Consider the following 23911-nt stretch of genomic DNA (forward strand, 5'->3'; position numbering starts at 1 on the left):
TCTTCAACACTCCTGGCCGGGCGCTGGCGTGGCAAGGCTGGCAAGACAAAGAACCGGGATAGCGCCGGTTATGCGGCCCCACAGCAAGGGCATTGCAGCGCTGTTGAAGGCGGGCCGGGGTGCCTGTTCGCCATTGCCGGGTTTGAGTATGCCACCCTGTTCATTGGCGAGAACAAACGTAAACGGATGCGCCCCGGGAATACCCAAGCGTACATCGGTAGCGGTGATTTCACCGTCGCGCGCTTGGTAGTCAAGAAACCCCCGGGTAAACCATTCCAGGCGGTGGGTTTCGGGCAATTGCGCAACAGAGTTGGCAAGCGCCGGCTGGCGCGGGAAATATTCAAGGGTTAAGGGGCTGTCGCCATCCAGAAAGCCGGTCACGATTTCAACCCGCTGCTGGTCGGTGATCGCGGTGGCGCGCCAAAGCACCGTGTTGAAGGGCATAGGTTGCACCAGAAGTTTGGCGTCGGCAAAGCCGGCTTCGGCCAGGGCCGGTTGCACGCGCTCGGTTATTGCCTGCTGAGCGACAAACGACCAGCCGAGATACCCGGTGGACAGCAGTAGGCCGCCGGCTAAGACGCGCACAGCCGGAGGCCGCAGTGAAAAAGCGGCGCAGCCGGCCAGCAGCGGTAGCGTATACAGGGGGTCAATAATGAAAATACTGCTGATGGCCAGCGGCCGGCCAAGGGGCCAGAACAGCTGTGTGCCGTAGGTGGTAAACGTGTCCAGAATAGGGTGCGTCAGCAACACCAGTGCCGTTAGTAACAACCAGCGAGGGAACCCCAGTTGTGGCTTCCAGCGCCAGAACAGAGTTGCAAGCAGCAGCGACAGGGGCGCAAGCACAAAAAGAGAGTGGCTAAAGCCCCGGTGCTGGGTAAAGTTGGCGACGGCCGAGCCATAATCAATCAGCACATCCATATCGGGAAGCGTGCCTAACAGCGCGCCGGTCAGCAGAACCGATCGCCCGAGTGTTTTACCGGCTATCAGGCCTGCGATGGAAGCGCCAAGAGCTACCTGAGTGATTGAGTCCATGGAGATCGCATCATTTTGGTTAGTGAGGTTAGCTACCGGCGCATCAAAGCGCCGGCGTCACCTGCAGAACTCGTAAAACCTGAGGCCCCGGATAGCCGTCGGCGACCAGTCCGTTGGCGATCTGGTACTGGCGAATAGCGGCGCGGGTGGCCGGGCCCATAATGCCGTCTGGCGTGCCGGCGGAATATCCACGCTGTTCCAGCTGCTGCTGTAGCTGCATGATGTTGTCGCGGGACAGCGTGGGCGCATCTACCGGTGGCGGATTCTGTAACCCGCCTGCACCGGCAATACGGTCGGCCAGGTGGCCAACAGCGATGGCGTAAAATTCCGAGCGGTTCCAGCCCATAATCACTTTGAAGTTGTGATAAGCCAGAAACGCCGGGCCCTGGTGGCCGGCGGGCACAATGATTGCGGCATCAATGGCTTCTTGGGCCAGGGGGCCGCCTGATGCGTCGGTAACGCCAAGCTGGTTCCATTGCTCCAGAGATTTGCGGCGGCCATCGGCAAGGGCAAAGTTAAAGTTATCGGGTAGCTGTACTTCACGGCCCCAGCGGTAGTCGCCATCCCATCCCATAGACTGCAAAAATTGCCCGGCTGACATTAGCGCGTCTGGTAAACTGTTCCACAGGTCACGGCGGCCATCGCCGTCTGCGTCGACGGCGTGCTGAAGGAAGACCGTAGGCATAAATTGCACGTGGCCCATAGCACCGGCCCAGGAGCCTTCCATTTGCTCGGGGCTAATGGCGCCTTCGTCAACAATCTGCAGGGCAGCAATCAGCTGGCGGGTAAAAAAGGTTTTGCGGCGTTCGTCACAGGCCAGTGTTGCCAGGGAGCTGGGCACCGACATTTTGCCAAAATAGCTGCCGTAGTTGGTTTCCAGGCCCCAGAACGACAATAAATAGGCGGCGGGCACGCCGGTTTCATTGGTCACTCGTTGCAGTAGATCGGCGTGCTCTATTAATAGCTGACGGCCCTTGTCGATGCGAGTGTCGTTTACCCGGCGGTTCAAATAGTCAGCAAAGGGCGTGGTGAATTCCGGCTGGCGCCGGTCCAGCTCAATCACCCGTTCCAGATATTCCGCGCCAGCCAACACGCTGCGCGCGGTTTCAGCGCTAACGCCAGCGGCTATGGCCTGCTGCTGCAAGTCTGCTTTACAGGTCTCAAAATTGTTGACCGTAGCAGGCTGGTCTGTCGCCTTATCGGCAATGTTGGCGCTAGCACCCAGCGGCAGGGTGGCCAGGATGCCGGCACACAGGGCCGTGGCGGCCGGGCGAAAAAAGCGTGAAATGAAGACAGACACGTAGAACCTCCGGAAAATGGGCGTGGGGCGTATTATTAGCGCCCATAGTAGCGTTTTTTACGGCCCTAAAAACACACTTGCCACTGTTGACGGGTGACAAATCAGTAACCTGCATCCACAGGAGGACGACATTTTTTACGTGAAGGGTTTTTATCAGGGGAGTTTGTTTTATAGTAACTTAAAACAGATCGACAACAGCGCAATAGAAGGTTGAATCAATGGCGATGCTGACAGCACTGGTAGTGGATGACGCCAGCTTTGTAAGGGACCTGATCAAGCGTGCTGTCAGGCAGCAGTTTCCTGTTATTGAAGCCATCGATGCAGCCGACGGTAAAAAAGCGCAGTCGCTGATGTTGCGCACCACTTTTGATTTGATTCTCTGCGACTGGGAAATGCCGGAAATGTCAGGGCTGGAACTGCTGCAATGGATGCGTCAGCAGCCCCAGTACGCCAAAGTGCCGTTTATTATGATTACCAGCCGTGGCGACAAAAGCCACGTGGTCGAAGCCATACAGCAGGGCGTATCGGAATATCTGGGCAAACCTTTCAGCCCTGACGGTCTGGGTAAAAAAATCCGTAAAGTGATGGGGCAAACGCTGGCGCAGGCCATGGCAAGCTCTGGCAAGGCGCCTGCGGTTCAGGCCGATGCCCTGGCACAGTCGGCCTCCCTGTTGACCCGTAAAACAGAGTCCCCGGCTGCTTCTACAACGCCTGCGGAGCCGGCCGCTGTTGTGGCAGCTGCGAATTCGCCCCAGCGCCAGCCAGCTGCAAAGGCAGGCGCGTTGATGAATATGGCCACCGTGCGTTTTGCTGACCACACCCTGCAGTCGGTGGTAAAAGACATCAATCTTAACGAAGTGCGGGTGATTGCCCGCCGCGACCAGCAGTTTCCAGGCATTCTGGACCAAGCGGTGGTGGATATTGAAATCTCGGAAACCGAAGTGGCGCGGCTAAACGGATACGTGCACCAACTTCACGCGGTCGACAAACGCCAGGACACCGACTTTGTCAGTGCCACTATCCGCTTTGTAGACGAAGACCCGAAAAAAATGGAAGACCTGTCGCGCTTCATTGCCCGCTTTCGAGCGGCTGCACCTCGCTAGTAACAACCCGCTCCGCGGGAAATTGGCAACGAAAGGTACTGCCTTTACCCAAGCTGCTGCTGATGAGCAGTTGCCCGTCGTGGTTCAACAGCACGTGTTTAACAATAGCCAGGCCCAGCCCCGTGCCGCCGGTGTCTTTGTGGCGACTGGGGTCAGCGCGATAGAAGCGTTCTGTCAATCGCGGGAGGTGGCTTGGGTCTATACCCATGCCGTTGTCTTCCACCGTTAGCAGCGGGCCTTGTTCGCCGGCGCTCCAGCGAACGCGAATCTGGCCTTGTGCGGGAGTGTACTTCACCGCGTTAAAAACCAGATTAGAGACTGCGCTGCGCAACTGTGACAGGTCGCCGCGTATTTGCGCCGGGCCGTCGATTGTCAGCTCAATTCGATGCTGCTTGTCGCCGCTTAGGGCGTTTGCGTCATCGCAAACCTGTTGCAGCAGAGCGCCTGCATTTACGATGCTTTCATGCAGATTGCCGTCGCCGGTTTCAATTTTCGACAGCAGAATCAAGTCGGCGACCAACGCTTCCATGCGTGCCGATTGGTCTGCCATGGTAAAAACGGCGCGCTGCCAGTGGGCCGGCATTTCATCGCTGTGGTCACCCAGGGTTTCCAGGTAACCGCTGATAACGGTCAGCGGTGTGCGCATTTCGTGGGACAAGTTGCTGACGAAATCTCGGCGCATCTGTTCTAACTGATGCAGGCGGGTAATGTCTTTGATCAGCAGCAGGCGGTCGTTGTCGCCAAACAGGCTGATCTGGATTTGCAGGCGCAGGTGGGGGCGGGCTGGTGCGTTTAGCTCCAATGGTTGCTGGTATTGCTTTTGTTCAAAATAATGAATGAATGCAGGCAGGCGAATCAGGTTCTGAGTCAGCTGGCCCTGATCGGTGCCATTACGCAGATTGAGCAGATAACCGGCGCTGACGTTCCACCACTCCAGAGTGCCGCGGGAATCGGTCATCACTACGCCATCGCGCATGGCATTGGCGGATTGTTGCACCCGCTGAAGGCGCTCTTGCAGCGCAGAGCGATGTTTGATGTGCTGTTGCTGGAGTTTGTTCAGGCCGTCAAAAATACCGCCCCACAGGCCAACGCTGTCTGGCGCTTCGCTGGCGGTGTCCGGCTGCGCCAGCCAGCGCAGCAGGCGTTTTGTTTGCGCCAGGGTCCAGCCCAGGTACAGCATCAAGCCGGCCAGCAAACCGTAAAGTGGAAAGCCCACCAGCCAACCCAGTAGCAAGCTCAGGCCCAGCAGGGCAATCAACAGGCGCAGATATTGCGACCAGTTTTGTTGCATGGCAATGGTTCCGTAACGGGTTCGGCGCTTAGCCGGAGTTTGCAGAAAATCGATAGCCGGCACCGCGAACGGTTTGTATCAGATGGTCGTGATGGGTGCCAAGCGCTTTGCGTAGCCTGCGGATGTGGACGTCTACGGTGCGTTCGTCCAGATACACGTTAGCGCCCCAAACCTGATCCAGCAGCTGGCTGCGGCTGTACACCCGGTCCTGATGGCTCATGAAAAACTGCAGCAGTCTGTATTCTGTGGGCCCCAGTTGCAGCCGTCCGGTGTGGCTACTGACCCGGTGGCTGAGCGGGTCCAGAGTCAGGCCGCCGACTTCCAGCGTACTGTCAACACCGGCGGGTGTGCTGCGTCGCAGCACGGCTTTCAGCCGTGCCAACAGCTCCCGCGGGCTGAATGGCTTGGTGATATAGTCGTCGGCGCCGGATTCAAGGCCCAGTATTTTGTTATCTTCTTCGACTTTTGCGGTCAACATTATGACGGGAATTGCCGCAGTAGTGTCGTCTTTTTTCAGCCGTCGGGCCAGTTCGATACCGCTGGTGTCCGGTAGCATCCAGTCCAACAAAATCAGATCCGGGCGCTTGTCGACAATCAGGCTGTGGGCGGCCCGTGCGTCGGCGGCTTGCAGACAGTTATAGCCGGCCATTTCCAGGGCCATAGTGACCATTTCACGAATGGCAGACTCGTCGTCCACAATCAGAATGGTTTTTTCGGACATGGCAGTAACCTGCTTTAGCGTTGCGGAGTGTTACGTTGCGTCCGCCGTATTACACCCGCTTATTGTTACAGGCATGTGACAGCGGGTCGAGGCTTTTGCCTAGGCCAGCATGCGATCAACGGCCAGCCCGGCAAACAGCGCAAAACCCGCCCAATTGTTGTGTAAAAAGGCCTTGAAGCATCCGGCCCGGTCGCGCTCGCGGGCCAGAAACTGGTGGTAAATGAACAGGCAGGCCATGGTCAGCAAACCCATATAGTAAAAAGTGCCCAGTTCGGCCTGTTGGCCGACCAGCAGCAGAATGGTGATTATGGTGGTCTGCAGAATGCCCAGGATCATTCGGTCGGCGTCACCGAACAGCACAGCGGTGGATTTTATGCCCACTTTCAGGTCGTCTTCGCGGTCTACCATGGCGTAAAAGGTGTCGTACACCACCGACCAGATAACGTTGGCAATAAACAGTAGCCAGGTGACCTGGCTGAGCTCACCGGTTTGGGCAGCCCACGCCATCGGAATACTCCAGCCAAAGGCCGCCCCCAGAAATACCTGGGGCAGGTGGGTATAGCGCTTCATAAAGGGATAAACGAACGCCAACAGAGCGCCACCAAAAGCCAAATAGAGGGTCAGCGTGTTGGTAAACAGCAGCACCATTAAAAACGATACCAGGCCCAGTCCAGCAAACAGCGCGACGGCCTCCCAGGGCTGGATGCGGCCGGTGGTTAACGGCCGGTCTTTGGTGCGCTCGACGTGCCTGTCCCATTCGCGGTCAGCAAAGTCATTAATGGCACAACCCGCTGCACGCATAAAATACACGCCGAGCGTGAACACAATCAGGTTGCTCAGGCTGGGCATGCCGTCGGCGGCGAGCCACAGCGCCCAGTAGGTGGGCCATAGCAACAATAACGTGCCCACGGGGCGGTTCAGGCGCAGCAGTAGGGCGTAATCCCGCAGGCGTAAACGAACGTGATCGGGCAAGGCGTTGGCTAGCATGACAGGGTTCGCTGGTCGGTAATAACGGTGAATGTGCAGGGGATTATAGTCAGTGCCGGGCGCGGGTCAAAAAGCCGCTGCCAACTCTGGCGGAATTAAGTTCGTTCTGCGCCGCTGTAAAGCTGCGGTAGCAGGTATTCGCACACCATCAGCGAATGCTGGCGGCCCTGCCTGCGGGTGTGAAACAGCGAGCGCCGGGCCAGTTGCGGTTGCCCGCTATGGGTGCCCTGGCATAATCCGGTTTCGAGTGGGCCCCTATGCCACTGGCGGTGGCTGAACAGGTAAGCGCCCAGGGGCCGATTGCCCAGGTTGCGAAGCTGGCGGCCGGGCCCTTGCAGACAAGCCAGGGGGATAACCGTACGTGCCAACACCCAGGGCTGGCGGTCGCCGCACAAGCGCACTTCGCGAATCCACGCCTGCTGGCGCCAGGGAATATTCAGCTTGCGGGCTTCTTCGGCGCGGGGCAGGGCAAAACCTTCGCTGGCGACTTCTACCTGAAAGCTTTGCTGACAGCGTTGCTGCAACGCCCGGGTGAATGAGCCCTGAACGTTTAACCAGTAACGCGCCGGGCCATGAACCTGAGGGTTGCGCAAGCCCGCGGCCGCTGGCTGGCGATACCAGCAGGCGGGCGGGATAGTCAGCGCGCAGGCCGCCGGTGGGCTTTTTTTACAGACCTTTGACAGCATAGATACCAGGCGCGTTGCGCCAGTAGCCTTTGTAGTCCATGCCAAAGCCGAACAGAAAGCGGTCTTCGACATCCATACCGGTGAAATCGGCTTTCAGGCCGGGTCGACATTTGCGATCGTGCTGTTTGTCGACCAGTACGGCGGTCAGCACTTCAGCGGCGCCGTGTGCGCGGCAATAATCGGCGATGGCGCACAGGGTCGTGCCTTCGTCCAGAATGTCGTCAACAATCAGAATTATACGGCCGTTCATATCGGCTTCCGGCCGCAGCTTCCACTCCAGAATGCCGCCGGTGGTTTCCTGGCGGTAACGGGTGGCATGCAGGTATTCGGCCTGAACGGGAAAGTTCAACTGGGTGAGCAGTTGACCAGTGGTGATCAGACCACCGTTCATCACGCAGAAAACCAGCGGGTTGCTGCCTTCAAGGCGTTCGGTGATAGCGCTGGCCAGAGCAGTAATAGCGGCCTGTACCTGCTGATTTGGAACCAGGCAATCGGCTTCTGCCATTACCTGCTTCATTTCGGCGACGGTATCGATCATAACGGGCGGTCCTGTCGTAAAACGGGCGATTATACCGGAGCGATTGGTGTGAAGGGAGAGTTAACCCGTTATGGAAAGGTCTGTATTTATGGCTACACGGGCAAAACAGGCATACTGACCATGCCGTAAGGCTGCGGCGGGCGTTAAGGACTGCGTATTTTCCGCGGTTCGATTGGCCCGGTCGTCAATTTGAAGCGTAGATGAACGGCAATCGCTACTAACAGTAATAGTAACAGGAGCAGGTAATGAAGAAGTGGCAGTGTGTGGTGTGTGGGCTGATTTATGACGAAGCCGAAGGCTGGCCGGAAGACGGTATTAAACCGGGAACAGCGTGGAATGACGTGCCCGAAGACTGGTTGTGCCCGGATTGCGGTGTGGGTAAGGAAGATTTTGAAATGCTTGAAATCGACTGAGGCAGGTACAGCATGACAACAGCTTCCGAACCCAATCCCAATCTTAATCCCATTGTCATTGTTGGCAGTGGCCTGGCCGGTTACTCGCTGGTGCGGGAGCTGCGCAAGCATAACGCGGACGCGGCCATATTGCTGGTAACCGCCGATGACGGTACCAGCTACTCAAAACCCATGCTGTCCACCGGCTTTGGCAAGGGCAAAGATGCCGACGGCCTGTCCCAGGCTGGTCATCGGTCGATGGCTGAGCAGTTCAATCTGCACCTGTTGCCCCACACCCGGGTGACGGCTTTGAACCCACAGGCCCATCAGATTCAGCTGGGCTCTCGTTTAAATTCTCGTTTAGAAAGCCACTGGCAAAGCTACAGCCAGCTGGTGCTGGCCTGGGGTGCAGAAGTGGTACCACTGCACCTGGCCGGCAGTGGCAGCGATGCGGTGTATTCCATTAATGACCTGGACGACTATCGCGCCTTCCGCGCGGCGCTGACGGGCGCTGAACGGGTAGCCATAATGGGCGCCGGGCTGATTGGTTGTGAATTTGCCAATGATTTGCGCCTGGGCGGGTATCAGGTGGAGGTGGTTGCACCCTCGGCAACAGTGATGCCCACGTTAATGCCTGAACCGGCCGCTCGCGCCGTGCAAAATGAACTGGAGGCGCTGGGTGTGATCTTTCACCTGGGCACCCAGGTTGACCGCATTGACCAAGTGCCGGCGGGAGGCGATGGCGGAGTAACCTTGGCGTTGGCCAACGGCCAGCAACTGCAGGCCGATGTGGTGATTTCGGCGGTGGGGCTGCGGCCGCGAACTGAGCTGGCACAACAGGCCGGGCTGGCGGTTAACCGTGGCATTGTGGTGAATCGGGCGCTGGAAACCTCGGCGCCGGATGTGTACGCCCTGGGCGACTGTGCCGAGGTGGATGGCCAGCTGCTGTTGTATGTTATGCCGTTGATGGCCAGCGCCCGGGCGCTGGCAAAAACCCTGGCCGGCGAGCGCAGCGAGGTGCTCTACCCGGCCATGCCGGTGATGATTAAAACACCTTGCTGCCCGGCTGCGGTAAACCCACCACCGTTGGGCGCAGAAGGGCAGTGGCAGGTCGAGCAGGATGGCAATCACGTGAAAGCGCTGTTCAATAATTCAGACGGAGCTTTGTTAGGCTTTGCGCTGACGGGCCGCTTTGCCATGGAAAAACAGGCGTTGTCGCGGCAGTTACCGGCGTTGCATCGCGCGGTTTCCTGACCGAGAATTGTCGGTTTTCATTGCCAAGCCGCGCGCCCTGGGTGAAAATTTAGGTCGTTTGCTTATTATCACTCAACAGGAACCCGCATGCTGGACATAACCCGAAAACTGGTGGACTTGCTGAACCTGAGCGCTACCGGCGTAGATCACTTTCAGGGCGACAGCGAAGATCTGGGGTTTCCCAACGTATTCGGTGGCCAGGTTCTGGGCCAGGCGCTGATGGCCGCCAGCCGCACCGTGGAAGACCGCCTGTGCCATTCTCTGCACGCTTATTTTTTGCGCCCGGGCAACCAGCGCATGCCTATTGATTATGAAGTAGAGCGAGTGCGCGACGGCGGCAGTTTCTCTGTACGGCGGGTAACCGCTCGCCAGGAAGGCAAGGAAATACTAACCTGTTGCGCGTCTTTTCAAACCGAGGAAGCCGGTCTTGAACACCAGCTTGACATGCCAAAGGTGCCGGAGCCGGAAACCCTGAAAACCGAGCAGGAGCTGGGCGAACTGCTGGCGCCTCATGTCTCTGAAGCCCTGCGTCATTTGCTGACGCGCGATCGCCCGGTGGAATTTCGCCCGGTCGCCCCGGGCGATCTGCTAAACCCTGAACCCCGCCCACCCCGAGCCCAGGACTGGGTGCGGGTAAGAGGTACCTTGCCGGACGACCCAGTGCTGCACCGCTGCTTATTGGCCTATGCCTCGGATTTTTCGTTCCTGGGCACGTCGCTGGTGCCCCACGGGGTCAAGTTTTGGGATGCCGGCTTGCGGGTAGCCAGTCTTGACCACGCTATGTGGTTTCACAGCGACTTTCGCATGGATGAGTGGTTGTTGTATGACAAAGACAGCCCGAGTGCAGCGGCCGGGCGGGGATTGAATCGCGGTAGTTTCTACAATTCGTCCGGTAACATAGTTGCGTCCTGTGCACAGGAAGGCCTGATTCGCCTGCGAAAAAGCCAATAGCGGCACCGAATGAAGTGAGCAGTTCTGACTGGCTTTTTGGTTCGTGTCTTAGGCAAGTGTTTCCAATTGCTTGACCCATTCCTTCGCCCACTCAGCGGCCTCGATCTCTGGCTCCATGGTTTCCATGGCGTCGATGCGCAGGGTGTCTCCCACTTTACGCGCGGCGGTTTCGTAGAGCGCTTCTTCGATCAGTTCGCCGGCGCCGCAAAAAGTATCGCCGTAAGAGCTGTCACCCAGCACAATGCTGCCAAACGGGCGGCCTGGCTGCTGTGGCAGCTGATCCCGCAAATCCACATAAAACTGCAGGATGTTAGAGGGCAGCTCACCCTGGCCGGTGGTAGAGGTGCACACCAGCAGGGCGTCATTGTTGTCGGTAATGTCAGACAGCTGTGGCTCTTCCAGAACCGTTACACGGTAACCGAGCGGCGTCAGTGTATTTTCGATGGCGCGGGCACTCATCAGAGCGCCACCGTAAACGCTACCAACAAGAATGCGGATGGCTTTCATAGAAAAATTCCGAACAATTGAGTGAGGTCTGGGTTTTGGTGGTGAGTTGCTGGTAATGAGAAGCAGCTGCAACCATTGCCAGGTTGAGATGATAGCCTCGATCGATAGTTTTTTGCAATACGGTGACTTACGCTGGATTTATTTCAATTTCATTGCAAAAATTTTATAGTGCCGCCTGCAGTTTTTCTGCAGTCAGATGACGCCATGCCACATGAGATATTCCATGATATGAGCCGTTCAAGCGGATTTCTGGACACACTTCTTACCAGCCCCTCCACGGAACGCTTTCGGGTTGGAATCAGCCTGTTGTTTTTACTGGGCGTTTGGTTGTCGGTAGGCTCGTTTGCGAGTGGCCTGCCAAACGGCATGCTGCTGATGGCCGCTGCAGTGATTGGTGGCTATATGGCCATCAACATCGGTGCCAACGATGTTGCCAACAATGTGGGCCCGGCGGTGGGCTCTGGTGCTTTGTCGCTGGGCGCCGCGGTCGCTCTGGCGGCTGTTTTTGAAGCCGCTGGCGCGTTGATTGCCGGCGGCGACGTGGTGTCTACCATCAAGGGCGGGATTATCGATCCGTCTAACCTGAGTGACGACCGCTCCTTTGTCTGGTTGATGACGGCAGCCCTGCTGGCTGGCGCGCTCTGGCTGAACCTGGCCACCTGGATGGGCGCTCCGGTGTCTACCACCCATTCTATTGTGGGCGGGGTGCTGGGGGCCGGTATTGCGGCCGGAGGCTGGGGCATTGCGGATTGGGAGGTTATGGGCAAAATCGCCGCCAGCTGGGTAATTTCACCGGTGTTGGGTGGTGTTCTGGCAGCTCTGTTTTTGTACCTGATAAACCGCACCGTGCTGTACCGGCGCAATGTTATCGCGGCAGCGCGCATTTTTGTGCCTTGGCTGGTGGCCGGTATGGCCTGGGCGTTTGGCACCTATCTAATGCTCAAAGGCCTGAAAAAACTCGTGTCGCTGGACTTTATGGGTGCCTCGCTGGTGGGTCTGGTGGCTGCCGCGGTGGCCTTCTTCGCGATACGCGCGTTGGTTAACCGTAAAGCCGCGACTATGGAAAACAACGCCGCCGGTGTAAACACGCTGTTCACCTGGCCGCTGATTTTTGCCGCGGCGCTGCTCAGTTTTGCCCACGGTGCTAACGACGTAGCCAATGCCATCGGGCCCCTGGCGGCTATAAACGATGCCATAGCCAACGGCGGCGTGATGACGTCATCCAGTATTCCTTTATGGGTGATGGCGGTAGGTGCCCTGGGTATTGCGTTGGGCCTGATGCTGTTTGGTCCGCGACTGATCAAAACCGTAGGCAGCGAAATCACCGAGCTGGATAAAACCCGCGCCTTTTGCATTGCGCTATCGGCTGCTTTAACCGTCATTCTGGCGTCGCAGCTTGGGCTACCGGTAAGCTCCACCCACATCGCCATTGGCGGCGTGTTTGGCGTGGGCTTCCTGCGTGAGTATCTGAAGTCGAATTACGCCACCCAGCTGCATAAAATCATGGAAGAGCGTGACCCCGAGGAGCGCGAACGGCTGAAGCCGTTTCTGGATGATTTCCGCAACGCGTCCGTCGAGGAAATGGAAAACTTGCTCAAGCGTGCGAAGAGAAATAAAAAACAGGTGCCACTGACAAAAACCGACCGCAAGCGACTCAAGAAAATCTATCGGGAAGAGATGGTGAAACGCTCTCACCTTACCCGTATCGCGACGGCCTGGATTGTTACAGTGCCGGCGTCGGCATTGATGGCAGCAATACTGTTTTTCACGTTGCGCGGGCTAATGATTTAGTGTCCCATGACAGTTCGATCTACAGGGGAGTGAGCTTATGAGTACGTCTGTTGAAAGCAACCAGGCCAGGATAATTAACGAGCTGAGGGTGTTTATCAAGAAAGTAATGAGCGAACCCACCATTGCGGTCAGATCGATGGACATTGCCCGCAAGCACAAAGGCGAGCCTAATTCTGACGAGGCTATCGCGCGGGAAATCAGCGCCAGCACCAGTATTCGTATTCCGGAAAAGTGGAGTGATGCGGACCGCATGTTTCTGGATATTATTCACGAAGTGCTGGACGACGAAGACGCGCTTTATTAAGCACGGGTGCAAGCTCCTACAGTTGTAACAATAACGGCGCCGAAAGGCGCCGTTATTGTTTGTTCTGTCTGTCTAGACCTGATTAGAGCAGATTAAAAGTGCTTAGGCTGGCGCCCTGGCGCCGGCAGCCAGGTTGTTCAGAATCGCCATTTCGTCGGCAATACCTTCTTCCCTGGCCAGCAGCCGTTGCTCTGCCAGAATATCCGCCAGTATGTCAGCGGTGGTCAGCGGGTTGGCCAGCACCACGCGGAACACAATGCAGGGGAAGTTGAAGTAGTTGTCTGGCTCCAAACGAGTGCGGGAGACAAACGCCTTACCCCTTTCACGCTGGGTTTTTTGGATAAACTTGGTGATGCGGTTCAGGCTGGTGTTGATCTTTTCCGCCAGTATTTCATCGGCACCTTCCAGAGCCTGCCGGACCTGTGGCGGGCAGTAGCGATAGGTCAGAATGTTCAGTTCGGGCCGGGTGATCAGTTCGAAATCTTCAGCCTCATCAATCATGGCCGCGAATGTTCGGGCCTTGCCAATGCCTGCGTCAATCAGCAGTTCATAACCTTCTCGGGCCAGAATTTTCAGGCCAGAGTGAATCAGCATCGCCATGCCCGGGCGCGATCCCTCAAGCGTGGTGCTGCCCAAATCCCGCGAGCCTTTGCGGATAATGTACTGGGCGTGGTGTTCAACCGCACTGGCCAGGCTGGGGTCGCGGAACACCACCAAACCCACGCCCATGGGTACGTAAAGCTGTTTATGAGCGTCAAAGGTGACCGAGTCGGCTTTTTCAATGCCTTTTAGCAGCGAACGATAACGTCGGGAAAACAGGGTTGGTCCACCCCAAGCGGCATCTACGTGGAAGTGTGCGCCGAATTCGCGCGCGATATCGGCCATGGCTTCCAGCGGATCTACGTTGCCGGTTTCGGTGGTGCCGGCAACGCCACAGAGGGCAATCACCTTGATTTTCTGTTTCTGCAACTGCAGGCATTTTTCCCGCAGCGCATCAATCTGGATACGGTTGTTGCTGTCGGTTGCCACAGTCACCAGAGCATCGCGGCCCAGGCCCAATACGTCGGCGGCTTTGCTCAGGGAATAATGGCCGCGGCGCGACATAACAATAGCGGCGCCCTCGTAACCGTAATATTTCAAAGCGCGGAACAGGCCTTCCTGTTGTAAGCCGCGGAAGTTACCTTCCGCCGGAAACGCGCGGTTGCGGGCTACCCAAAGCGCTGTCAGGTTGGCAACGGTGCCGCCGGAACACATGGCGCCCAGCGCGTAGCGGGGGTTGTGCATCCATTTGCGGTAGAACGAACCGTCTTCTTCGAACACCAGCCGGTGAATCATGCCCAGCACTTGGCGCTCCAGAGGTGTAAACGCCTTGGAAGTTTCGGTTTTCACCAGATTCTGGTTCAGGGCAATCATGATTTTCGACAGCGGCAGCATGAAATAGGGCAGTGCCGACGTCATGTGGCCAATAAAAGCCGGTGATGCGGTGTGTACCGAGTTCGCCACCAGTTTGTCGAGCAGAAACTGGGTTTGCTCAGACACAAATATGGGCTTTTCTGGCACGCTGTATTCGGAGAAATTCTTCTCAACGTCGGCCAGGTCGCGCTCTACCGCAACAATGTGATCCTGAAGAAAACCGGCAAGATTACGGGATATGTCCTGGTCAATCCGGCTCAGGGTAGAATCGGGTGCCTCAGGAATCGTGAAAACACGATACATTGCCTCTACAGAGGCCTGGGCGGATTTTTTAATTCCGGTCATAGGGCGCCACGCGCAGTCTCGAGGAGCCGTAGTATACGGCGTGAAAAGTGGTTACGCCACATTGGGCGGCACCTCATCAAGTGTGCTTTACAGCAGCTGCCGATCGACGTCCAAAATGGCGGCATCAATACGTTCGCTGATGGCTTTTTCGACCTGGTCCAGGCGCTGGCTGATCTGCTGTGACGACGAGCCCAGTGCCACGACAGCCCAGGTGGCGCAATCCAGGGCGTCCTGATGGTCAGTTTCGGCCACCGCCAGGTCCGGCTCTTTGCCCCAGATCGTTTTCAATGGCGCAAACACTTTGCGCTTGGCTTTCAGATCATCACAGGCATAAAGTTGAAAGTGCAGGGTGAGCACGCCGATGTGTGGGGTGATCGCCGGAGCCTGCGCCGACTCTTTGAGCAGTTTGCGTAATGCGTCAGACATTCACGATTCCTTCAGCATAGGGGACAGATTTCAAATCTGTCCCCGGCTTGCCGTCCCCGGTTAAAATGTGTCCCTAATTTGCCAAGGTTCGCCGATGACAGATTCACTTGCAAGTTTGCCGTTTGAACAGTTATTAAGTCGGGTACGGGCCTGTACCCTGTGTGCTGAAAATTTGCCCTACGGCCCTCGCCCGGTGATCCAGATGGCTGAGTCGGCACGGATTCTGGTGGTGGGCCAGGCGCCCGGGCGCCGGGTGCATGAAACCGGTCTGCCCTTTAACGACCCCAGCGGCGATCGGCTGCGCCAGTGGATGGGTATTGGTCGCGAGACCTTTTACGATGATCACCAGTTGGCCATTTTGCCTTTGGGCTTTTGCTACCCTGGGACCGGTAAAAACGGTGATTTGCCTCCACGCCCCGAATGCGCGCCGGCCTGGCGCAGCGCTCTGCTGGAACGCCTGCCCAATGTTGCCATGACTCTGGTGATTGGCCAATACGCGCACAATTGGCACTTGGCGAACCCTGCCCGAACCGTTACGGCGAATGTGCAGAACTGGCGGGCGTACTGGCCGGCGCAGCTGCCTATGCCACACCCCAGCCCGCGCAATAACCTTTGGTTGCGCCGTAATTCCTGGTTTGAAGCCGAGGTGGTGCCAGCGCTTCAGCAGCGGGTAGCGGGCTTGTTGAACGTTCGCTGAGCCAGTTCTGCCCCGGGATTTAATAGCTATCTAAATCAATGCGCTGAAATCTGTTACAAAAAATTACAAAAAAGTGTTTGCCAATAAATAGCCTTGTCATCGTTTACGGATTATAAAGACGCCAAGACAGTCCAATATGTGGAATTCTGTCGAAATGGAATGCTGCCGGCCTGAGGTCTTTAGCGTTCGTATTTTTGGTTTTCGTTGATGGAGAACAATATGAGTGAATTCGACGAAGGCAGTCTGGAGACATCCGGCGGCTCGTCTGCCGACGCTGAAAACACCCATTCCATTGCGGGTCGTGCCCGGGTTCGAGCTAAGTTGCAGGCTGATATTGAGGCCTACCTGAGCCGGGGCGGCACCATCAGTGAAGTGGCGAACGGCTTTCGTAGTGATGGCAGCAACAAAGCGGACGCAGGTTTTAATGGCCGTGCACTCTAAGCCTAAAGTAGTCAGAAAGTGATGCCAGGCCCGGGAGACATTGCCCGGGCTTTTTGTTTACACGGTTACCGCAACTGCAAGCTTGGCGGCCGAGGTGTATCATAAAAACCTGTGCCGACGTTCGCAGCCGGCTTTTATTTTTTGTACCACTCTATTTTGCCACTCTTTTTCCCAATCTGGAGGTTCCGTGTCGAATCTGACTCCCCGCATGTTTCCCGCCACCCGCTTACGCCGCAACCGCGCCAGTGATTTTTCCCGCCGGTTGGTGCGTGAAAACCAGCTGTCGCCTGACAATCTGATTTTCCCTGTGTTTGTTTTGGATGGCGAAAACCAGCGCGAAGCCGTGGCCTCTATGCCCGGCGTGGAGCGTTTGAGTATTGACCTTCTATTAGCCCAGGCTGCCGAAGTGGTGGAGTTGGGCATACCGGCTATTGCTCTGTTCCCGGTGGTGCCTGCCGAGCATAAAAATCTGCAGGGCTCTGGCGCCTGGGACCCCCAGGGTTTAGCGCAGCGGGCTGTACGTGCGTTGAAACAGGCCCATCCGGAACTGGGTGTGATTACTGACGCCGCTCTGGACCCGTTTACCACGCACGGTCAGGACGGCATTATTGATGACAACGGCTATGTGCTAAACGACATCACCGTAGATGCGTTGGTGAAACAAGCGCTGTCTCAGGCCGAAGCCGGTGCCGATGTGATTGCACCGTCCGACATGATGGACGGTCGCATTATTGCGATCCGCGAAGCCCTGGAAGAAGCGGGCTACGTGAACACCCGCATCATGGCCTATTCCGCCAAGTACGCGTCTGCCTATTACGGCCCATTCCGCGACGCAGTAGGCTCTGCCGGCAACCTTGGCAAAGGCAATAAGGCTACTTACCAAATGGACCCGGCTAACAGCGACGAAGCCCTGCACGAAGTGGCCATGGACATCGCCGAAGGCGCCGATATGGTGATGGTAAAGCCGGGCATGCCGTACCTGGACATTGTCAGACGGGTGAAAACCGAGTTGCAGGTGCCCACGTTCGCGTACCAGGTCAGTGGCGAATACGCCATGCACATGGCCGCAGCACAAAATGGCTGGCTGGACGGCGATGCGGTGATGATGGAAAGCCTTATGGCCATGCGCCGAGCCGGCGCCGACGGTATCCTGACCTACTTTGCTATTCGCGCCGCGCGGCTGATGAAACAGAAATGATCCGCAGTGCGGGGTCGCTCAGGCCCCGCACTGCGGGCGCAGTAACAAAACAAGGACGGTAAGCCAATGACCAGTAAAAAGGGCAATCTGAAGATTGCCGACAATGAGGCCACGTTGCCCGCAGCAGATACTGTGCCTTCGCCCGAGGAAAGTCTGAGCCTGGACGCCTGCGAAAATTTCTTCAACCGCGAACTGAGTCAACTGCAGTTCAACCACCGGGTATTGAAGCAGGCCCTGGACGATACCCACCCGCTGATCAACCGACTCATTTTTTGCTGCATATTCAGCAGCAACATGGATGAATTCTTCGAAATCCGCGTGGCGGGTATGCGTCAGCAGTTGAAGTACGGCCGGGAGCAAACCTACGCCGACGGACTGCAGCCGGAACAGTTACTGGCGGAAATCAGCCGTGTGGCTCACGAGTACATTGACGAACAGTACGATATCTTGAACAACGTGCTGATTCCGGAGTTGGAAAAGCAGAATATCCACTTTGTGCGCCGGCACGAATGGACCCCGGCTCAGGCCCAATGGGTGCGCACCTATTTTGACGAAGAAATACTACCAGTGGTCAGCCCGATTGGCCTGGACCCATCGCACCCGTTCCCGCGGCTAGTGAATAAAAGCCTCAACTTTATTGTGGAGCTGGACGGCAAAGACGCCTTTGGCCGCGAAACCGGCATGGCCATAGTGCCGGCGCCGAAGTCTTTGCCGCGGTTGGTGCGGCTGCCGGACGACGTGTGCGACGGCGGCGACAATCTGGTGTTTTTGTCGTCGATGATTCACGCCCATACCGACGAGCTGTTCCCCGGTATGGAAATCAAAGGCTGTTACCAGTTTCGCCTGACCCGTAATGCGGACCTGGAGCTGGAAGACGATCTGGAAGACCTGGCCTCGGCCTTGCGCGGTGAGCTGCTGAGCCGCCGCTTTGGTGACGGTGTGCGCCTGGAAGTGGCGGATAATTGCCCGCAGGAGCTGGTTCAGTTTCTGCTGGCCGAGTTTGGCCTGACCGAGCGCGACCTCTATGAGGTGCGCGGCCCGGTAAACCTGACCCGGCTGCTGGCGGTGGGGGGTCTAGTGAACCGACCGGACCTGAGCTATTCCGGTTTCTCCCCGGTGACCCCGCGCCAGATTCGCAGCCGTGACTCCATGTTTGACAGTATCCGCAAGCGTCCGATTCTGTTGCTCCATCCCTATGAAAACTTTAGCCCGGTGGTGGATTTGCTGCGCCAGGCCGCCAAAGATCCGCAGGTGCTGGCCATTCGCCAGACCTTGTACCGCTCCGGTGCCAACTCCGAAGTGGTCGAAGCCTTGGCCGATGCCGCTCGTCGCGGTAAAGAAGTCACCGTTGTTATCGAGTTGCGGGCGCGCTTCAGCGAGGAGGAAAACCTGGAGCTGGCCAGCCGCCTGCAGGAAGCCGGGGTAATTGTGGTGTACGGGGTAGTGGGCTACAAAACCCATGCCAAAATGATTCTGATTGTGCGCCGCGAAGAAGGCCGCTTGCGGCGCTATGTGCACTTGGGCACGGGTAACTATCATGCCGCCAACGCTCGCCTGTACACCGACTACAGCTTTATGACCTGCGACGAATCTATCGGCGACGATGTGAACAAACTGTTCCAGCAGCTGACCGGTATGGGTAAGGCGTTAAAAATCAAGAAACTGTTCCACTCACCATTCACTCTGCATTCGCGAATACTGCAACTGATTGAGCGGGAAACCCGCCTGGGTGAGAAGGGCCGGATTATTTTCAAGTTCAACGGCCTGACCGAGCCTCAGCTGATTAAAGCGCTGTATCGTGCCTCCCAGGCCGGTGCGAAAATCGATCTGATTATTCGCGGCATCTGCTGCCTGCGGCCCCAGGTGCCCGGGTTGTCGAGCACCATTCACGTGCGCTCTATTATCGGGCGCTTTCTAGAGCATACCCGGGTTTACTACTTTGGTAACGATGGCCAAACCGAGGTGTATTGTTCCAGCGCCGATGGTATGGAACGTAACCTGCTGAGGCGTGTTGAAGTCGCCTTTCCGGTGGAAGAGCCCGCGCTGGTGGCGCGCTTGCAAGACGATTTGAATACCTATCTTGCTGATAACTGCCAGTCTTGGGTGTTGCAGGCTGATGGCCGTTATGAGCAGAACGAACCGGCGGAGGGCGAGCCAAGGCTGGCGTCGCAGCTGGTGTTGCTGGAGCGGCTGACCGCCAAATCCTGATTTATTAATGTGGTATGACTGGAGAACGCTTTGAAACGACAATGGATAATGGCATCCGCCGGATTGTTAGTGGTGGCGGGTATTGCTTTGCCCTACGGCACAGGCTACCTGGCCGAGCAGCAGTGGCAGCTGGCGTCACAGGAAGTGAACGGCTCTCAGGGCTGGTTAGAAATGCAAGTCGGGCGCTACGACCGCGGCTTCTGGAGCTCCGAATTTGAAGGTACATTGTTGTTGCACGACCCGGTAAGTGGTGAGGAATTGAGCGTTCCCTACCTTGCCAGTGTGAGCCATGGCGTGACCGGCAGCCTAACCGACTTTAAACCGGTGAACGGCTGGACCCCGGCAGGCGAAAGCTGGTTTGGCGACGATGCCCCACGCCTGACCGCAGAAACACGGCTTTGGGGTTCGGCGGTGGCCGAGCTGACCGTGCCCAAGTTCAGCGTCACTGATGACGGCAACGGGGAAACAGTCTTTGGCGATGGTGGTGTGGTGCGCGTAAAAGGCGGCCTTGGCTCAGACGTTGTGGATATCAGCGCAGACTGGCCGTCGCTGGTGATTGCCTCGGAAGAGGTAGACCTGCGCCTCGGTGATTTGACGTTGGAGCAAGAAATGCAGCGCTTAAGCGGTGATGTCTGGGTCGGCGAGGGCACTTTGGCTCTGCAGAGTCTGGAGTTGATGCCTGCCAACGCTGACGCCGTTATGCTGCGCGGTCTGTCACTCTATTCGAACAGCGAAGCGATAAACGACAACAGCGCTCTGGATTCTTTTATAAGCATCAAGCTGGACGAGCTGCAGTTGGCTGGGGATACCCTGGGGCCACACCGCATTGAGTTTGAGCTGAAGGGCTTGAACGTAGAGGCCTGGAACGCGGTTAGCCGCAGCGTGACGGATATGCAGCTGGCGGCATTTGCTGCGGAAAATGGCGATCCAACCGCGTTTCAGCAGCAAATGCAGGCGATGTCAGACGTAGGCGAGTCGATGCAGATGTTAGCCGCAGCAGGCTTCAGCGTGGGTTTTCCGGACATTCATCTGGTCAGCCCTGAAGGGCCCTTGCAGGGCAAGGTGCTGGTAACTCATCCCGGGGCTGCTGGCGATTCTGCGTCGCAATTGATCATGCCGGCGCTTGAGGGTGAAATGGAGTTATCCATACCGCTGGCTCTGGCTGAAGACAACGAAGCTGTGCGCATGCAAACAGCGCCGTTGATTAAAGATGGGTTGTTGGTTACGGAAGGTGACCGCCTGTTATTGAAGGCAACGTTGAAAGATTTGGTGTTGAACGTTAATGGCCGAGCCATTCCTCTGCCGCCGCTTTTGTAACCGATGTGCCTGGCCAGACGCCTGATTTGGCGTGCTGGCCGGTGTTGGTTTGGCTAAGGGAATAGCCTGGTTCGGGCGTTCTGCTTTAGCTGAATTTTTTTTTCAACGCGGCTTGCACCGCCGGATCAACAAATTCGGATACATCCCCGCCCAGGGACGCAATCTCGCGGATCAGGGTAGATGATATATAAGACAGATGATTGGTTGGCGTGAGGAACACGCTTTCCAGTTCCGGCGCCAAGCGGCGGTTCATGTCTGCCAGCTGAAATTCGTATTCAAAATCTGACACCGCCCGCAGGCCGCGCAAAATCACCGTGGCGTTCTGTGAGCGTACAAATTCTGCTAATAGATTGCTGAAGCCCATGACCGTCACGTTGGGAACATGGGCTGTGGCCTGGCGTACCAGGTCGCAGCGTTCCTCCAGTTCTAGTAAGGGCTTTTTTTTAGAGTTATAGGCAACCGCTACCACCACTTCGTCGAATAACCGGCCAGCCCGTTCAATTAAATCAGTATGACCATGGGTGATGGGGTCAAACGTACCCGGGTAAATAACTTTTGGCATGTACAGCTCCGTCTCTACGTCGTTATTTTGCCCAGAATAGCAGCGCCAGCAATGTTTCGCGACGAACCGGGCGCAACTGAATCAGCGAATAAACAGTTTGTAGATCAGCTTGTGGGCAACACCGCCGTGGGGTGGGTACACCACTTTGCCGCTGTTAAGCTTCTGCTTGGTAAAAATTCCACGCTGATGGCTGAAGGTAAGAAACCCTTCTTTGCCGTGATAATGCCCCATTCCGGAATCGCCTATGCCACCGAACGGCAGGTCGTCTTGCGCTACATGTATCAACGCGTCGTTTATGCACATGCCGCCGGAGTGGGTGTTGGCCACGACTTTTTGCTGTTCTTCCTGGTTGTAACCGAAGTAATACAAGGCCAGCGGGCGCGGGCGATCGTTAATAAAGTGCAGGGCGTCGTCCAGAGTTTCGTAAACTACCACAGGCAGAATGGGGCCGAATATTTCGTCTTGCATTACCCGCATATCCGCCGTTGTGTTCAATAGTAATGTCAGCGGTAATTTGTGGCTGGCGGCGTCCAGAATTTCGTTAGCGGGGTTGATCTCGACAAGTTCCGCGCCTTTGCTGCGAGCGTCGTCCAGATAACCCTGCAGGCGCTGGTACTGACGCTGGTTGATAATCGCCGTGTAGTCGGTGTTGTCACGCAGTGACGGGTACATGGAACTGAACTGTTTGCGGTATTCCTCAACAAAAGCAGCCACCCGGTCAGCAGGGCAAAGCACGTAGTCTGGTGCTACGCAGGTTTGGCCAGCGTTAAAGGCCTTGCCAAAGGCAATCCGCTGGGCTGCATCTGCAAGCGGCACGTCGGTTGCGACAATTGCCGGTGACTTGCCGCCCAATTCCAGGGTGACCGGTGTCAGGTTTTTGGCCGCGGCCTGCATCACTAACTTGCCTACCGAGGTTGAACCGGTGAACAGCAAATGGTTGAACGGCCGCTCGGAGAAGTCCGCAGCGACCTTGGCGTCCCCCAAAATAACGGCTACCTGATCTTCATCGAAGGTGGCTTCCACCAGCTCTTTCATCAACGCCGAGGTGTGCGGGGTAAACTCCGACATTTTCACCATGGTGCGGTTGCCCGCGGCCAGCGACGCTACCAAAGGCCCGATGGCCAGGTAAAGCGGGTAGTTCCAGGGCACAATCACCCCCACCACACCTTTAGGCTGGTAATGCACCTGATTGGTGGCGGGGCGGAACAGCATGGATACGTGGCGCTTAGACGGTTTCATCCAGCCGTCGAGGTGCTTCAGAGTGTAGTTGATGCCCTGCACAGACGGCATAATTTCGGCAATCAGGGTTTCATCTTTCGAACGGCAGCCAAAGTCTTTGTCAATGGCCGCTATGAGCAGGTCTTGCCAGCTCAGCAGCGCCTGCTTCAATCGATTCAGATTGTCGCGGCGCTCGTCGGCTGTCGGCATGGGCTGGGCGCGAAACGCTTGCTGCTGTTTTTGGAAAACGGCGTGGGTATATCCAATTTGCTCGGCGCTATTCTCTGCCGGGTTTTCCGTGTCTGCTGCCATACTGTTGGTGTTCTTTGCAGCGGCGGTTGCGCCCATTAGAAAGACTCCCTGTGTGTCAGTGCAAAACGCACTTTGGTTACGTTAAAATTCATTATTAGAGTATATACTCTAGTGAGTCAAGCGGCGTAAACAGACGCGCCTGCTGCATCCGCTGACGTTTGCGTGAGCGTTGATTTTTCGATTTTTGGCGACTTTATGAAAACCCGAGACCGAATTCTGCAGACCAGTCTGCAGCTGTTTAACCAAAGTGGTGAACGCGCCATAAGCACCAACCACATTGCAGCAGAACTGGCGATTTCGCCTGGCAATCTTTACTACCACTTCCGCAACAAGGCCGATATTGTTTACGAGCTGTTTCTAGCCTATCAGCAGCAGGTTGATTATTACCTGGCCGCACCCGGCAGTCAGCCTTTGGTTCTGGCAGACCTGGCCTGGTATCTGGAGGCGGTGTTTGACGGTTTGTGGCAATACCGGTTTTTCCACCGCGATCTAGAATCGCTGCTGGACGCAGATCCGCGCCTACGGGCCGGCTACGGCGATTTTACCGGCCGCTGCCTAAAAGCGATCAACGGTATTTTTAGCCAGCTCGCCAGCGGAGGCATTATTACGCCGCGTCCCGAGCCGCTGCGGTCCGCCATGGCGCTGAATGTCTGGCTGGTGATTACCAACTGGATGGCTTATCTAAAAACCGTTCACGCCACCGAAGAGTCAGCGGTATTATCGCTGGCAGAGTTGAAGCAGGGTATTTATCAGGTGTTGACGCTGGAACTGCCCCATGTGACTCCGGAATATCGCGAACCGGTACTGGCACTGCGGGAAACTTATCGCCCGGGAACTTTTTGCCAGACGGCGCATCAAATCAACTGACATGGGGAATCCGGACGTTTCCCGTGTTTGTTTGGAAGCTCAAGGAGGGT

At 56.8% G+C, this 23911-nt stretch carries 24 protein-coding genes; 12 read left to right on the forward strand and 12 right to left on the reverse strand.

Annotated features, from left to right (window positions below; all coding sequences use genetic code 11):
- Positions 1-3 precede the first annotated feature (3 nt).
- Together ATG98_RS09460 and ATG98_RS09465 are read right to left on the reverse strand one after the other, a co-directional pair.
- Positions 4-1032, reverse strand: a complete 1029-nt coding sequence (locus ATG98_RS09460; RefSeq protein ID WP_098422744.1) for a metal-dependent hydrolase — start codon at positions 1030-1032, stop codon at positions 4-6.
- Positions 1033-1075: 43 nt separating this feature from the next.
- Positions 1076-2332 carry a lytic murein transglycosylase gene (locus tag ATG98_RS09465; protein WP_098422746.1) on the reverse strand — a complete coding sequence of 419 codons (1257 nt, stop codon included), beginning with the start codon at positions 2330-2332 and terminating at the stop codon, positions 1076-1078.
- Between the two features lie 218 nt (positions 2333-2550).
- On the opposite strand from ATG98_RS09465, the gene ATG98_RS09470 reads away from it, so the two are divergent.
- A complete protein-coding gene (locus tag ATG98_RS09470; RefSeq protein ID WP_098422748.1) occupies positions 2551-3435 on the forward strand; it encodes a response regulator in 885 nt (294 codons plus the stop codon).
- Here the strand turns inward: ATG98_RS09470 and phoR are convergent.
- The 5 genes from phoR to ATG98_RS09495 all read right to left on the reverse strand — a co-directional run bounded on the left by phoR (position 3401) and on the right by ATG98_RS09495 (position 7658).
- A complete protein-coding gene (phoR, locus tag ATG98_RS09475; RefSeq protein ID WP_098422750.1) occupies positions 3401-4726 on the reverse strand; it encodes a phosphate regulon sensor histidine kinase PhoR in 1326 nt (441 codons plus the stop codon). The two genes, ATG98_RS09470 and phoR, sit on opposite strands and share 35 nt — an antisense overlap.
- A gap of 28 nt (positions 4727-4754) precedes the next feature.
- A complete protein-coding gene (phoB, locus tag ATG98_RS09480) occupies positions 4755-5447 on the reverse strand; it encodes a phosphate regulon transcriptional regulator PhoB (RefSeq protein ID WP_098420823.1) in 693 nt (230 codons plus the stop codon).
- 99 nt (positions 5448-5546) lie between these two features.
- Positions 5547-6434 carry a 4-hydroxybenzoate octaprenyltransferase gene (ubiA, locus tag ATG98_RS09485; protein ID WP_098422752.1) on the reverse strand — a complete coding sequence of 296 codons (888 nt, stop codon included), beginning with the start codon at positions 6432-6434 and terminating at the stop codon, positions 5547-5549.
- 95 nt (positions 6435-6529) lie between these two features.
- Entirely contained in the window at positions 6530-7120 is a 591-nt protein-coding gene (locus ATG98_RS09490; protein ID WP_098422754.1) for a chorismate--pyruvate lyase family protein, read from the reverse strand.
- The gene (locus ATG98_RS09495; protein WP_098420826.1) at positions 7101-7658 is read right to left on the reverse strand and encodes a hypoxanthine-guanine phosphoribosyltransferase; all 558 of its coding nucleotides are present in this window, start codon (positions 7656-7658) and stop codon (positions 7101-7103) included. The genes ATG98_RS09490 and ATG98_RS09495 overlap by 20 nt, the downstream gene beginning before the upstream one ends.
- 245 nt (positions 7659-7903) lie before the next feature.
- Between ATG98_RS09495 and ATG98_RS09500 the strand changes: the two genes are divergently transcribed.
- The 3 genes from ATG98_RS09500 to ATG98_RS09510 all read left to right on the forward strand — a co-directional run bounded on the left by ATG98_RS09500 (position 7904) and on the right by ATG98_RS09510 (position 10255).
- A complete protein-coding gene (locus tag ATG98_RS09500; protein WP_098420827.1) occupies positions 7904-8071 on the forward strand; it encodes a rubredoxin in 168 nt (55 codons plus the stop codon).
- A 12-nt stretch (positions 8072-8083) separates the two neighbouring features.
- Positions 8084-9304 carry an NAD(P)/FAD-dependent oxidoreductase gene (locus ATG98_RS09505; protein ID WP_098422756.1) on the forward strand — a complete coding sequence of 407 codons (1221 nt, stop codon included), beginning with the start codon at positions 8084-8086 and terminating at the stop codon, positions 9302-9304.
- A gap of 87 nt (positions 9305-9391) precedes the next feature.
- Positions 9392-10255 (forward strand): acyl-CoA thioesterase, encoded by an 864-nt coding sequence (locus ATG98_RS09510; RefSeq protein ID WP_098422758.1) that lies wholly within the window; start codon positions 9392-9394, stop codon positions 10253-10255.
- Between the two features lie 48 nt (positions 10256-10303).
- Here the strand turns inward: ATG98_RS09510 and ATG98_RS09515 are convergent, their stop codons facing one another.
- On the reverse strand, positions 10304-10762 hold the full coding sequence (locus tag ATG98_RS09515; RefSeq protein ID WP_098420830.1) for a flavodoxin: 459 nt from the start codon (positions 10760-10762) through the stop codon (positions 10304-10306).
- 228 nt (positions 10763-10990) lie between these two features.
- Between ATG98_RS09515 and ATG98_RS09520 the strand changes: the two genes are divergently transcribed.
- Together ATG98_RS09520 and ATG98_RS09525 are read left to right on the forward strand one after the other, a co-directional pair.
- Positions 10991-12553 carry an inorganic phosphate transporter gene (locus tag ATG98_RS09520; RefSeq protein WP_098424417.1) on the forward strand — a complete coding sequence of 521 codons (1563 nt, stop codon included), beginning with the start codon at positions 10991-10993 and terminating at the stop codon, positions 12551-12553.
- Positions 12554-12590: 37 nt separating this feature from the next.
- On the forward strand, positions 12591-12857 hold the full coding sequence (locus ATG98_RS09525) for a hypothetical protein (RefSeq protein ID WP_098420832.1): 267 nt from the start codon (positions 12591-12593) through the stop codon (positions 12855-12857).
- 102 nt (positions 12858-12959) lie between these two features.
- Here the strand turns inward: ATG98_RS09525 and panP are convergent, their stop codons facing one another.
- Entirely contained in the window at positions 12960-14615 is a 1656-nt protein-coding gene (gene panP / locus ATG98_RS09530) for a pyridoxal-dependent aspartate 1-decarboxylase PanP (RefSeq protein WP_098422760.1), read from the reverse strand.
- Positions 14616-14702: 87 nt separating this feature from the next.
- Positions 14703-15041 carry a DUF503 domain-containing protein gene (locus tag ATG98_RS09535; protein WP_098420834.1) on the reverse strand — a complete coding sequence of 113 codons (339 nt, stop codon included), beginning with the start codon at positions 15039-15041 and terminating at the stop codon, positions 14703-14705.
- Positions 15042-15135: 94 nt separating this feature from the next.
- Between ATG98_RS09535 and ATG98_RS09540 the strand changes: the two genes are divergently transcribed.
- The 5 genes from ATG98_RS09540 to ATG98_RS09560 all read left to right on the forward strand — a co-directional run bounded on the left by ATG98_RS09540 (position 15136) and on the right by ATG98_RS09560 (position 20902).
- Positions 15136-15738: a uracil-DNA glycosylase family protein gene (locus tag ATG98_RS09540; protein ID WP_098420835.1), complete on the forward strand. Its 603-nt coding sequence runs from the start codon at positions 15136-15138 to the stop codon at positions 15736-15738.
- Positions 15739-15957: 219 nt separating this feature from the next.
- A complete protein-coding gene (locus tag ATG98_RS09545) occupies positions 15958-16179 on the forward strand; it encodes a hypothetical protein (RefSeq protein ID WP_098420836.1) in 222 nt (73 codons plus the stop codon).
- Between the two features lie 208 nt (positions 16180-16387).
- Positions 16388-17377, forward strand: coding sequence for a porphobilinogen synthase (gene hemB / locus ATG98_RS09550; protein ID WP_098422761.1), 990 nt, complete (start codon positions 16388-16390; stop codon positions 17375-17377).
- 66 nt (positions 17378-17443) lie between these two features.
- Complete coding sequence (gene ppk1 / locus ATG98_RS09555; protein WP_098420838.1) at positions 17444-19585, forward strand: polyphosphate kinase 1; 2142 nt, start codon at positions 17444-17446, stop codon at positions 19583-19585.
- 30 nt (positions 19586-19615) lie between these two features.
- Positions 19616-20902, forward strand: a complete 1287-nt coding sequence (locus ATG98_RS09560; protein ID WP_228706073.1) for a DUF945 family protein — start codon at positions 19616-19618, stop codon at positions 20900-20902.
- A gap of 85 nt (positions 20903-20987) precedes the next feature.
- Here the strand turns inward: ATG98_RS09560 and coaD are convergent, their stop codons facing one another.
- Together coaD and ATG98_RS09570 are read right to left on the reverse strand one after the other, a co-directional pair.
- Positions 20988-21464 carry a pantetheine-phosphate adenylyltransferase gene (gene coaD, locus ATG98_RS09565; protein ID WP_098422765.1) on the reverse strand — a complete coding sequence of 159 codons (477 nt, stop codon included), beginning with the start codon at positions 21462-21464 and terminating at the stop codon, positions 20988-20990.
- Between the two features lie 81 nt (positions 21465-21545).
- Positions 21546-22994 carry a coniferyl aldehyde dehydrogenase gene (locus ATG98_RS09570; protein ID WP_218925926.1) on the reverse strand — a complete coding sequence of 483 codons (1449 nt, stop codon included), beginning with the start codon at positions 22992-22994 and terminating at the stop codon, positions 21546-21548.
- Positions 22995-23189: 195 nt separating this feature from the next.
- Here ATG98_RS09570 and ATG98_RS09575 point away from each other — a divergent pair, with 195 nt between their 5' ends.
- Positions 23190-23861 (forward strand): TetR/AcrR family transcriptional regulator, encoded by a 672-nt coding sequence (locus tag ATG98_RS09575; RefSeq protein ID WP_228706074.1) that lies wholly within the window; start codon positions 23190-23192, stop codon positions 23859-23861.
- Positions 23862-23911 lie beyond the last annotated feature (50 nt).

Source organism: Marinobacter sp. LV10R520-4 (assembly GCF_002563815.1).
Taxonomy (GTDB): Bacteria; Pseudomonadota; Gammaproteobacteria; order Pseudomonadales; family Oleiphilaceae; genus Marinobacter.